The 11,812-nt window shown below is 65.3% G+C and carries 7 protein-coding genes; 4 read left to right on the top strand and 3 right to left on the bottom strand.

Annotated features, from left to right (window positions below; translation table 11 throughout):
* Positions 1-13: 13 nt before the first annotated feature.
* Complete coding sequence (locus GKC30_RS08395) at positions 14-934, bottom strand: hypothetical protein (RefSeq protein WP_155933982.1); 921 nt, start codon at positions 932-934, stop codon at positions 14-16.
* The gene (locus tag GKC30_RS08390; RefSeq protein ID WP_155933980.1) at positions 931-2,166 is read right to left on the bottom strand and encodes an HD domain-containing phosphohydrolase; all 1,236 of its coding nucleotides are present in this window, start codon (positions 2,164-2,166) and stop codon (positions 931-933) included. The genes GKC30_RS08395 and GKC30_RS08390 overlap by 4 nt, the downstream gene beginning before the upstream one ends.
* Positions 2,167-2,333: 167 nt before the next feature.
* Here GKC30_RS08390 and GKC30_RS08385 point away from each other — a divergent pair, with 167 nt between their 5' ends.
* On the top strand, positions 2,334-3,761 hold the full coding sequence (locus GKC30_RS08385) for a SagB family peptide dehydrogenase (protein ID WP_155933978.1): 1,428 nt from the start codon (positions 2,334-2,336) through the stop codon (positions 3,759-3,761).
* 114 nt (positions 3,762-3,875) lie between these two features.
* Here GKC30_RS08385 and hcp read toward each other — a convergent pair whose 3' ends face one another.
* Positions 3,876-5,483: a hydroxylamine reductase gene (gene hcp / locus GKC30_RS08380; RefSeq protein ID WP_155933976.1), complete on the bottom strand. Its 1,608-nt coding sequence runs from the start codon at positions 5,481-5,483 to the stop codon at positions 3,876-3,878.
* Positions 5,484-5,690: 207 nt separating this feature from the next.
* Here hcp and GKC30_RS08375 point away from each other — a divergent pair, with 207 nt between their 5' ends.
* The 3 genes from GKC30_RS08375 (at position 5,691) to GKC30_RS08365 (ending at position 11,808) form a co-directional block, all read left to right on the top strand.
* On the top strand, positions 5,691-9,242 hold the full coding sequence (locus GKC30_RS08375; RefSeq protein WP_155933974.1) for a PAS domain S-box protein: 3,552 nt from the start codon (positions 5,691-5,693) through the stop codon (positions 9,240-9,242).
* A 129-nt stretch (positions 9,243-9,371) separates the two neighbouring features.
* Positions 9,372-10,538, top strand: coding sequence for an alcohol dehydrogenase-like regulatory protein ErcA (ercA, locus tag GKC30_RS08370; RefSeq protein WP_155933972.1), 1,167 nt, complete (start codon positions 9,372-9,374; stop codon positions 10,536-10,538).
* Entirely contained in the window at positions 10,522-11,808 is a 1,287-nt protein-coding gene (locus GKC30_RS08365; protein ID WP_155933970.1) for a PAS domain-containing sensor histidine kinase, read from the top strand. The genes ercA and GKC30_RS08365 overlap by 17 nt, the downstream gene beginning before the upstream one ends.
* Positions 11,809-11,812 lie beyond the last annotated feature (4 nt).

The following is an 11,812-nucleotide window of genomic DNA, read 5'->3' as shown; positions in this document are numbered from 1 at the left end:
TCCCCGGGACCGGCTACAAAGGATCGTTTCGCCGCAACCCCCGCATAAAGCACTCGATGTCCTCGCTGCAGGCGCTGACGATGGTGTCGAGATAATCCAGGTTGCGGTGGATGGCCTCGGCGTAGAAGTCCCTGTCCACGCCGAAGCGGTGCCTGAAATAGGCGCGCATGTAGCGGTCCACCCGCCCCAGGTCGTTGTCCAGCCGCTTGCGGGCCACGTCCTGGTAGAACCCGCGGGTCTTGACCAGCAGGTCGAAGGCCGTGTCGTATCCGGGCAGCCTCGCCTCCTTGAACTCCTCGAAAAGCAGAAGCAGCTTTTCCAGGTAATAGCGGTCCGCGATCTGGGCCAGGAGGTCGGCGCTGCCCAGAAACCAGCCCATAAGCCGCATGGCGTCGGAGCGAAACGCGATGCGCGCCGGAGGCATGGCCAGAATGGTGCAGCGGATGCAGTCGGCCATGTCTTCGATGTCGTCGGCGGGCAGGGAGCCATTGAGGTTCTGGCGCATGAACTGGATGGAGCGCTCCTCATGGCCCACGGTGTACTTGGCCCCGGTGCCCTGGGTATCGTCCTCGGCCTGGATCAGGCCCACATCGTGGTACAGGCTGGCCAGCAACCCCTTGACCGCCTCCATCTCAGCAAAGACGACGCCTTCGCTCATGGCCCCGTGGATGAGCCGGGTCTGGGCCAGGACCACCGAACAGGTGTGCTCGAAATCGTGATACTTGGTGTTGCTTGCCCGGTAGCCCGGATACTGGCCCAGGAAAAGGCGCTGCACGTCGCCAAAGGCGCGGCGCAGCAACGCGGCGTCAAAGCCGGGATAAAACTCGCGCAGACAACGCTCGGCTTCGCGCAGGACGCACTCGGCATCGGCCGGGTCCACCATGTCGTAGAGCTTGGCGGGTTTTCCTTCGGCGGGCGAGTTGGGGGCGATCATGGGTGCGGGGTCTCCTTGAACTTGTCGCGTATGGCCTTGATGACATCAAATATTTCCACGAATATCTCCACCACCTCGGGGTCGAAGTGGGTGCCTGCGTCCTTTTCGAGAATGGCTAGGCATTTCTCGTCGGGAAAGGGGTCTTTGTAGGACCTGGGGGAAGACAGGGCGTCGTACACATCGGCCACGGCGCAAATTCGCGCAGCCAGGGGGATGGCCTCTCCGCTCAAGGAACCGCCCATGCTCGCCTGGGGCGACCACAGGTCCGGCGAAACCGTGCCCGGATAGCCGCCCCCGGCCCATTTCTCGTGATGGCAGCGGGCGATGTCGCTGCTCATGGCGTCCAGGGGGGAGGTCTGGTTTTTGAACAGCCTGGCACCGTAGATGGTGTGCCACTTGACCGCCTCGTACTCCTCGTCCGTGAGCTTGCCCGGTTTCTTGAGGATGTTGTCGGAGATGCCCACCTTGCCCACATCGTGGAGCATGGCCGCCAGCCGCAGGTTGTCGCGGGTGCGCTTGATCTCCTTGGCCGAGTGCTTGCGCCGCGCCGCCCAGGTGCCATAGATCTCGGCGCAGTAGGCGCCCACGCGCTGGACATGGGCCCCGGTCTCGGTCGGGTCACGCAGTTCGGCCATCTGCATCATGCGCAGGATCAGCTCGCGGTTCATGATGCCGCGCTCGATGGCCACCGAGGCGTTGTTGCAGAAAAGCGGGATGTAGGTCTGGGCCTCGGCCGAAAAGGGCTGCACCGCGCCCGCCTCGTCGCGGGCGTTGATCAGCTGCATGACACCCACCAGCCGACTCTCCTGGGCGATGAGCGGAATGGTCAGCATGCTCGTGGTCCGGTAGCCGGACTTCTCGTCAAAGGACTTGTTGAAGGAAAAGGGCAGGGTCGGATCCAGCTCGTAGGCGTCGTCAATGACCAGATTGGAACGGGTCTTGGCCGCATATCCCACGATGGACTGCTCGCTGATGGGAATGGCGAAGTTCTGATACAGGGCCGCATTGGCCGATTCGCCCTTAAACAGCGTGTCGTTCTGCACGTAGCTGAAGAGGAGACTGTCTTTTTCCACCAGAAAGATCGAGCCTGCGTCCGCATTGGCGAACCGTCTCGATTCATAGAGGATCTTGTCAAGAATGGTATCGACATCCTTGAGCTGGTTGACCTCCTCGCTGGTCTTGAGGATGGTCAGGACGGCGCTGTCGGCGCATGTGAACCGGGTGTCGGACATGGGGTATCACCTCTGCTGCATAGCCTTCTATCGCCCATGACGCGTGAAAAATCAATGCGCTTGGCCCACGCAGCGACGGCTTGCCAGGACGCCCCCGGGGGCAGGGGTTGCCAACCCGTGCCGGTGTGCTAGGGTGGGGCATCTCTCACGCTAACGGCAGGGCAGCCATGGCATCCATAGCGGAATATCACGCGCTCACCGCGCACCGGCGCGGCCACATCACCGGGCGGGTTCCCTTTCAGGAGAACCGGCCCGCCCCCTTCAAGCGGTATGCCGACGCGCCCGTGGCCCGCGTGGCCGAGGCCGAGACCCCGGACGTGCCCCTGGACCGCGCCGCGCAAAACCAGCCCGCACAAAACCCGGCAGACCTGCCCGCCAAGCTCCTGGCCTGCTGCGGACTGGCCGCAGGCATCAGCCAGGCGCACACCCTGCCAAGCGGCCGGGTCTTCCACCTGCGCACCGCACCCTCTGCCGGGGCGCTCTATCCCTCCGAACTCTATGTTGCCGTACAGGATGTCATCGGAATCGATGACGGAGTGTATCACTACTCTCCTCTGACCCACCATCTGGGCAGGCTGCGGGCCGGGCAGCCCTTTGCCCGAGCAGGGGATGGCCCCATGGCCCGGTTCCTGGTCTCCTCCATTTTTTTCCGCAGCGCATGGAAGTACGGCCCGCGGGCCTACCGCTACTGCCTGCTCGACGCCGGGCACCTGGTCCAGAATCTGCTCCTGGCCACGGCCATGCACGGCCTCGTGGGCCGCCCTGACTATGATTTCGACGACGACGCGGCCAACGCCATGCTCGGCGTGGCCCCGCACCTGGAAGGATGTCTGGCCATGGTCCATGCCCTGGGCTGCGACAGAACCACGCCCTGGGCCGACCCGCCCCGGCCCACCCTGACGGACCTGCCGGGCCACAGCCGGTGCGCTCCCAGGCCGGATGCGCCGCCGGAGCTGCTCGACGCCCACAGGGCCACGGCCAGCTTCGCCCGCTGCCCGCTGCCCCGCCGCCCCGGCCCCGAAGGGGAATTCGCCCCCCTGCCCGAGCCCGTGGTCCCGGCATCGGCGGCCTCCACCATCATGGCCCGGCGCTCCAGGCGCGACTTTGTGCCAAGGCAAGTGGCCGCCCGCGACCTGATCGACATCCTCGGCCTCCTCGGCCGCCCCCCGGAACCCGACTGCGCCGGAGTGACGACCATCGGCCTGCTGACCGGAGCCGAGAGCGGCCTGACACCGGGACGCCACACCCTGCACCAGACGCCTCCGGCCGTGTCCCTGGACGCTCCAGGACTTTTTCTGTCCCGTTCCGCCCGGGTCTGCCTCGACCAGGGGTGGCTTGAAAACGCCGCCCTGCATCTGACACTGACCGCCGACCTGGACGGGCTGGCGCGTCACTGCGGCCCCCGCGCCTACCGCTATGCCCACCTGGAGGCGGGCCGACTGGGGCAGATGACCTGCCTCGGGGCCACGGCCAAACGGATGGGCGTATGCGGCATCGGCGCTTTCTTTGACCAGGAGGCCGCCACCCTCCTCGACCTGCCCCAAGGGCACGCCCTGCTCTACCTCGTTGCGGTCGGCCGCGTCCTCACCCCCTGAGCCCGGGGCGGCACGCGCCTTTCGACCGCCGGACCGTTGTCGAAAACAAAAACCTCCCGGTCGGCAAGAGCCGGCCGGGAGGCGGAAGCGCGACCGGAGGAAGTCGGTGCGCGTCTAGCCGAGGATGGCCTTGAGGTCTTCGTCTGGAGTGGAGATGGGGGCGATGTTGTAGTTCTCCACCAGGTAGCTGAGCACGTTGGGGGTGATGAAGGCCGGGAGGCTGGGGCCGAGACGGATGTCCCTGATGCCGAGGGCGAGCAGGGAAAGAAGGATGGCCACGGCCTTTTGCTCGTACCAGGAGAGGACCAGGGACAGCGGCAGATCGTTGACGCCGCAGTCAAAGGCCTTGGCAAGGGCCAGGGCGATCTGCACCGCGGAATAGGCGTCGTTGCACTGGCCCACGTCGAGCAGACGCGGGATGCCGCCGATGTCGCCCAGCTTCTTGTCGAAAAAGCGGAACTTGCCGCAGGCCAGGGTCAGGATCACGGTGTCCTTGGGAGCCTTTTCGACGAACTCGGTGTAGTAGTTGCGGCCGGGCTTGGCGCCGTCGCAGCCGCCCACCAGGAAGAAGTGGCGGATATCGCCGGACTTGACCGCCCCGATGACCGTATCGGCCACGGACATGACCGCGTTGCGGGCAAAGCCGGTCATGACCGTACCCTTGTCCGTGTCAGCCGGGAACCCGTCCATGGACAGGGCCTTCTCGATGACCGGGGTGAAGTCGCCATTGGGGACGTGGACCGCGCCGGGCCAGCCCACCAGGCCGGTGGTGAAGATGTTCTCAAGATAGGTGGTGGGCTTCTGGATGCAGTTGGTGGTCATCAGGATGGCGCCCGGAAACTCGGCAAATTCCTTTTTCTGATTCTGCCAGGCCGTGCCGTAGTGACCGGCCAGATGCTTGTATTTCTTCAACTCGGGATACGCGGTACAGGGCAGCATCTCACCGTGGGTGTAGACGTTGATGCCCTTGCCCTCGGTCTGCCTGAGCAAGGTGGCCAGATCCTTGAGATCGTGGCCGGAAACGAGGATGGCCTTGCCCCTGGTGGCGCCGAGCCGGACCTCGGTGGGCTCGGGATGGCCGTAGGTGGTGGTGTTGGCCGCATCGAGCAGCTCCATGGCCCGGATGTTGACCCGCCCGCACTCCAGGGCGGCTTCCACGCACTGGGCCAGGGTCAGGTCCGTGGACAGGGTGGCCACCAGCAGCTCCTGCAGGGAGGCGTGGACCTTCTCGTCTTCCTGGCCGAGAATGGCGGCATGATCGACATAGGCGGCCACGCCCTTGAGGCCGTAGGTCAAGGTGTGCTTGAGGGAACGAAGGTCCGGGTCGGTCTCGGGATCGTTTTCGACACCGTACTGCCTGCCCTGGGCCACGAGGCCGTCCAGGTCGGCGGCAGGCTGGATCACGGCCGGGCCGTCAAAGGCCGCGCCGGGCACCCGGGCCTTGAGCGCCTCGCGCAGGGCCACGCATTCCTTGATCAGCGTCACGAAGCGGGCGTCGTCGAAGTTGACGTTGGTCAGGGTGGAGAAGACCGCCTCGGCAACGAAACGGTTGACCCTGGCATCGGTCACGCCCTCCTTGCGGGCGGCGATGGCCACCTGGGAAAGCCCCTTGGTCAGGTGCAGCAGAAGATCCTGCAGGGTGGCGGTGCTGTCGGCCTTGCCACAGACGCCGGCCTTGGTGCAGCCGCCTTTGGCGGTCTGTTCGCACTGGTAACAAAACATGTCAGCCTCCTTGGTTTGCTGATAGGTTCAGACGATGACTCCAGGAGTACCGGCAATCAGACCACAATAGTATGACTTGAGTCAAAAACAGTCAGAAAATATAACATCCGTCCCAAAGGCCATGCCCGACCGGGATTCCCGGCGCACCCTTCCTTTCGCGCCCCGCATTTGATAGGGATTGTCCAACCACGACACCGGATGGTCCCCATGAACCGCGTCCTTCACCTCTTCTTCGCCGCCCTGGCCTTCCTCCTGCTCCTGGCCGGGCACGCCCGGGCGGCCGATGCCCAGGCCAAGCGCAAGCAGATCCTGCTGCTCAACTCCTATCATCAGAACTTCCAATGGAACGAGAGCATCTTCCGCGGACTGACGGAGGTGCTCAGGCCCAAGGAAACGGGTATCATCCTGCATGTGGAGAACATGGACACCAAGCGGGTCGAGTTCACCGACCACTCGGCCCAGCAACTGCACGACGTGATCGCCCACAAATACCGGGGCACCCCTCTCGACCTGATCATGGTCACGGACAACAACGCCTTTGACTTCATCCGCGGCCACCACAGAACGCTCTTTCCCGACGTGCCGGTGGTCTTCTGCGGGGTCAACTTCTTTGAGGACGCACAGATCGCGGACCATCCCCTGTTCACGGGCGTGGCCGAGACCCTCGACATCCGGGGCACACTGTGGTGGGCGCTGAACCAGCATCCGGGCGTCGGCTCGGTCCATGTCGTCTGCGACGACACCCCCTCTGGCCGGGCCGTGGCCAGGGCCATCCGCGCCGATCTGGCCACCTTTGCGCCCGAGGTTGCCCTGCATGCCGTCGGGGGCTCCACCCTGGAAAAACTGCTCGAGAGCGCCTCCCGGCTGCCAAGAAACTCGCTGGCGCTCTACGGCGTCTACTTCCGCTCGCCCGACGGCCGGTTCCACGACACGGGCGAGGTGCTGCGCGCCCTCGCCGACCGGGTCAACGTGCCCATCTACGGCCTCTACGACTTCGACCTGGGCCACGGCATCGTGGGCGGCATGCTCACTTCGGGCCACGCCCAGGGGCAGGCCATGGCCCAGATGGCGCTGCACGTCCTGGCCGGACGCCACCCCAGCGACATTCCGGTCATCCGCGAAAGTTCGGCCCGACCCATGTTCGACTACGAGCAGCTCAGAAAACACCGCGTCCGCATGGACGCGCTCCCCGACGCCAGCGAGATCGTCAACCGGCCGCGCTCCTTTTATTCCGAGCATTCCGATCTGTTCTGGCTGGGTGCTGTGTTCACCTTTCTCCAGATGCTGATCATCTTCGCCCTTTGCTTCAACATCATTCGCCGAAGAAAGGCCGAAACGGCGTTGAGACGGGCGCACCAATCCCTGGAGGAGCGGGTGCGCGAACGCACCGGAGAGGTCAAGGAAACCCTCGAGGCGCTGCGCACGGTCTTTGACGCCTCCCACGATGCCATCTTTATCCACGACGCCACCGGCCGCATTCTGGAGGCCAACGAGCGGATGCTCAAGATGTACGGCCTGGCCCGCGACGAAATCCACGACCTCTCCATCGCCCGCGACATCTCAAGCCGGGACAACGCGGTCTATCGGCTCTCCTCGGTCTGGCGGCAGGCCATAAACGGCGAACCCCAGAACTTCGAATGGAAGGCGCGCCGCCCGCACGACGGCAACGAGTTCGACGTGGAGGTCTACCTGAACCGCATCGTATTCCACGGCGGCGAGGCTATCCTGGCCAACGTCCGGGACATCACGGTGCGCAAGGAATCGGAAAACCGCATCCGCCAGTCCCTTTCCAAGTTCGAGGCCATCTTCGAGAACTCGCTCATGGGCATCGCCATGTCCAAGGGCCGGACCCTGGTGACCATCAACCGGCGCGGGGCCGGGATATTCGGGCGCACACCCGAAGAGCTGGCGGGCTGCGACCTGACCGGGCTGCTCGACTCGGCGGATACTGTCGACTTCGTGCGCACGGCCCGGGACACCCTGTCGCAACAGGGCGAATTCAATGCCGAACAACCCTTTCTCGACAGCAAGGGCAATACGGTCTGGTGCCGCATGTACGCCAAGGCCGTGGACCAGGACAGCCTGGACAAGGGCGTCATCTGGGCCTGGGACGACATCACCGCCCAGCGTCGCGCCCAGGACGAGATCATGCGGGCCCGAGAGGACGCCGAGGCCGCCAACCGGGCCAAGAGCGAATTCCTGGCGGCCATGAGCCACGAGATCAGAACCCCCATGAACGCCATCGTGGGCATGACAGACATCACCCTGCAGACCCACCTGACCAGCGAACAGCGCGATTACCTCGGAACAGTCATGGACTCGGCCCGGCACCTGCTGGGCATCATCAACGACATCCTCGACCTCTCGAAAATCGAAGCCAGAAAACTCAGCCTTGAACGCACCGATTTCGACCTGCCCTCCCATGTGGCCGCCACCCTCAAGGGCCTTGAGATGCAGGCAAGGCAAAAAGGGCTCGACTTCGCCCTGGAGCTGGCCCCGGACGTGCCGGTCTGCGTCAAGGGAGACCCCCTGTCCCTGCGTCAGGTGCTCATGAACCTTGTGGGCAATGCCATCAAGTTCACCCACAAGGGCTCGGTGCGCGTGCGCGTGGCCCCAGACTCCAGGGAACCGGACCCGGCCGATCCGCGCACCGTGGGGGTGCGCTTCGAGATAGCCGACACGGGCATCGGCATCCCCGCAAGCTTCATGGACTCCATTTTCCAGAGCTTTTCCCAGACCACCCGGGCCTTTGGCGGCACAGGGCTCGGGCTTGCCATCTGCCGACAGCTCATCGGACTCATGAGCGGGGAAATCTCCGTGACCAGCGCCGTGGGCCAGGGCAGCACCTTCTCGTTCTTCATCCGCCTCGAGCCCGGACTGGCCTGCCCCAGGCCGGGCGAGAGTGCGCCAAAGCCTCCCCCGCCGCCCCTTCGCCCCCTGCACATCCTGGTGGCCGAGGACAACGAGGTCAACATCCTGGTCACCACCCTGCGGCTCGGGGAGATGGGCCACACCCACGCCGTGGCCAAAACCGGGCTCGAAGTCCTCGAGCGGCTGCGTCGGGAAACCTTCGACCTCGTGCTCATGGACATCGAAATGCCGGTCCTCGACGGCATCTCCGCCACCCGGGCCATCCGCTCGGCCCTGCCCGACGGCCCCATCGGCAACCCGGACATCCCCATCATCGGGGTCACGGCCCACGCCCTCAAGGAATTCCGCGACAAAAGCCTTGAGGCGGGCATGGACGACTATGTCTCAAAGCCCGTGGACTTCCACCAACTGGCCGTGATCATCAACCGGCTCTCGGCCCGGATGCCATCCCGGCCGGAATCGGGCACCCGAGCCGCCCCCGGACGCGAACCGGGCCGGACGGAGGTACGCCCCGCAGACGCGGAACAGGGCCGGAACGAACCCCCGGAACAAACACCGGACGAAGCGTGGAGCCCGGCCAGGGCCATGGAGCGCCTGGCCGTGGACCAAGACATACTCCAAGGGTTCCTCGGCACCGCCGCCGCCGAACTGACCGCCCTGACCGACGACCTGCGCCGTGCCGTGGAATCGGACGACGCGGTTGCCGCAGCAGGGCTGGCCCGCGTCGTGGAGTCTATCTGCACCACGCTGGAAGCGCGTGAGGCCGCCCGGACCGCCGCAGCCCTCAGGCGAGCCTGCCGCAAAGGCGACGGTCCGGGCCTCGCCCTGGCCGATCTGGAAAAGAGCCTGGCCCGCCTGCTCGGGCACATGGACGGGCATCTGCGGTAACGGGCTCTCCCCGCAAAAGCACAACGGATTTTACACCACGCTCCGCATGGGCTATGCTTGACCATGTCGCCATGGAGGGAAGGGTGCGGCACCCGCTGCACAACTGCGCCCGGCAACAGGGAGAACGGCATGTCCGACAACCACGCGGCGTTGAGAAAATTCGTGGCCCCGGAGTTTGTCTTCGGTGCCGGGGCGGGTGCTCTGGCGGGGCAGTTCGCTGCCAATCTTTCGGTCAAGAAGGCCCTCATCGTATCCGACCCAGGAGTGGACCGTTTCGGTCTGCCCGGCCGGATCGCCGACAGCCTGCGGGCCGAGGGCGTGGCCTGCACCATTTTCTCCGAGGTCTCGGCAAACCCCCGCGACGACGAAATCATGACCGGCGCCAACCTCTACCGGCGCGAGGGGTGCGACGCCATCGTGGCCGTGGGCGGAGGCAGCCCCATGGACTGCGCCAAGGCCATCGGCATCGTCTGCACCAATGACCTCCATGTGCTCGACTTCGAGGGAGTGGACAATGTGGAGCGGCCCGGGCCGCCGCTGATCTGCATCCCCACCACCGCAGGCACGGCCGCCGACATCTCCCAGTTCTGCATCGTCAACGACACCGGCCGCAAGGTGAAGATCGCCATCGTCTCCAAAACAATGATCCCGGACGTTGCCCTGATCGACCCGGCCCTGACCGTGACCATGGACAGGCACCTCACGGCCCATACCGGACTCGACGCCCTGACCCATGCCATGGAGGCCTATGTTTCCAACGCCAGTTCGGCCTTCACCGACCTCAACGCCCTGGAGGCGGTGCGCCTGATCCACCTCCACCTGCTGCGGGCCATCGAGGCCCCGGACGACCTGGAGGCGCGTACCGGCATGATGCTCGCCTCAACCTACGCGGGGCTCGCCTTTTCCAACGCCATTCTGGGCGCGGTCCACGCCATGGCCCACAGCCTGGGCGGTCTGCTCGACCTGCCCCACGGCCTGTGCAACGCCATCCTCCTTGACCATGTGGCCGACTACAACCTCGCAGCCGCGCCCCGGCGCTACCGCGACCTGGGCCTCGCCCTGGGTGCCGACATCCCGGCCACGGCCGACCAGGAGACCGTCAGGCAGGGAGTCCTGGGGGCCATCCGGGAGCTCAAGCGGGCGGCGGGCGTCACCCAGACCCTCTGCGAGCTGGGCATGACCGCCGAGGATCTGCCCCTGCTGGCCCAAAACGCCCTGGCCGACGCCTGCATGCTCACCAACCCGCGCCAACCCACGGTCGAAGAGGTCATCGCCATCTATGAAAAGGCGTGCTGACAAGCCCTCCCCCGACCCGGGCGGCGAGCGGGAAAAGCTGATCGGCCTGGGCAGAAGGTCCATCAGCAAAAGCTACTACCCCGAACTCAAGACCCGCCTGGACGAGCTGGAACGCTTCCGCGCCCTGCTCGACCGCGTCAGCGACGCCATTTTCGTGGTGAACGCCGAAACCGGGCTGGTGGACGATGTGTCCGGCGCCACCCCGGCCATGCTCGGCTGCGGACGGGAGGCCGTTGTGGGGCGCCCCTTCGCCCCGCTGCTGCCCGAACACATCGCCCGCTTCGCGGACAACCTGTTCCACCTCACCACCGAAACCCTGAGCCTTGAAACCGAACTCAGCCATCCCGGATCGCCCGACAGGCCGCCAGTGCCCGTGGAGATGACCCTGCGCATCGTGGAGCAGGGCGAGGCCCGTCAGGCGATCATCGTGGCCCGCGACATCTCCGAACGCAAACGCGGCGAGGAGGCGTTGCGCAGGAGTCACGACGAGCTGGAAATCCGCGTACGCGAGCGGACCCGGGAACTGGCCCGGGCCAACAAGGCCAAGACCGAATTCCTGTCCATCGTCTCCCACGAGCTGCGTACGCCGCTCACCTCCATCATCGGATTTGCCAAGATCATCCGCAAGAAGCTCGGCGAACGGGTCTTCCCGGCCGTGGACAAGAGTCTTGACCCCAGGCTGGGAAGAGAAATGGATCGCATCGTCAGGAACATCGACATCATCGAGGCAGAAGGCGAACGCCTCACCTCGCTGATCAACGACGTTCTCGATCTGGCCAAGCTGGAGGCAAACAAGGTGGAATACCGCATGGAACCCCTTGATCCGGCGGAATTCCTGCGCCCTGCCATGGACTCGTCCTCGGCCCTGTTCGCTGGCACGGACGTTCTGTTTCTCAACGAGGTGGACAAGGAGCTGCCGCGGGTCCGTGGCGACCGCCACCGCCTCATTCAGGTGATGGTCAACCTCTTCTCCAACGCAGCCAAGTTCACCGATCAAGGCAGCGTCGCCTGCCGGGCGAAGCTGGTGGGCGAGCACCTGCGGGTCAGCGTTGCGGACACGGGCACGGGCATTGCCCCGGCCAGGCAGGGGATCATCTTCGACAAGTTCACCCAGGGGCAGGAGAGCCTGACCGACCGCCCCAGAGGCACGGGGCTGGGGCTGCCCATCTGCAAACAGATCGTTGAGGACCACCGGGGTCACCTCTGGGTGGAGAGCGAGCCGGGCCGGGGCAGCGAATTCATCTTCACCCTGCCCGTGGAAAACGCTTGAGCCG

The organism is Pseudodesulfovibrio alkaliphilus, assembly GCF_009729555.1.
Classification (GTDB): Bacteria; Desulfobacterota; Desulfovibrionia; order Desulfovibrionales; family Desulfovibrionaceae; genus Pseudodesulfovibrio; species Pseudodesulfovibrio alkaliphilus.
The sequence above is the reverse complement of the archived record's forward strand: the minus strand, read 5'-3'. Positions and strand labels throughout refer to the sequence as shown.

Excerpts from the sequence above, each read along its gene's own strand:
- GKC30_RS08385 (WP_155933978.1), top strand. The coding sequence starts at position 2,334 with ATGGCATCCATAGCGGAATATCACGCGCTCACCGCGCACCGGCGCGGC.
- hcp (WP_155933976.1), bottom strand. The coding sequence starts at position 5,483 with ATGTTTTGTTACCAGTGCGAACAGACCGCCAAAGGCGGCTGCACCAAG.
- GKC30_RS08390 (WP_155933980.1), bottom strand. The coding sequence starts at position 2,166 with ATGTCCGACACCCGGTTCACATGCGCCGACAGCGCCGTCCTGACCATC.
- ercA (WP_155933972.1), top strand. The coding sequence starts at position 9,372 with ATGTCCGACAACCACGCGGCGTTGAGAAAATTCGTGGCCCCGGAGTTT.
- GKC30_RS08375 (WP_155933974.1), top strand. The coding sequence starts at position 5,691 with ATGAACCGCGTCCTTCACCTCTTCTTCGCCGCCCTGGCCTTCCTCCTG.
- GKC30_RS08395 (WP_155933982.1), bottom strand. The coding sequence starts at position 934 with ATGATCGCCCCCAACTCGCCCGCCGAAGGAAAACCCGCCAAGCTCTAC.
- GKC30_RS08365 (WP_155933970.1), top strand. The coding sequence starts at position 10,522 with ATGAAAAGGCGTGCTGACAAGCCCTCCCCCGACCCGGGCGGCGAGCGG.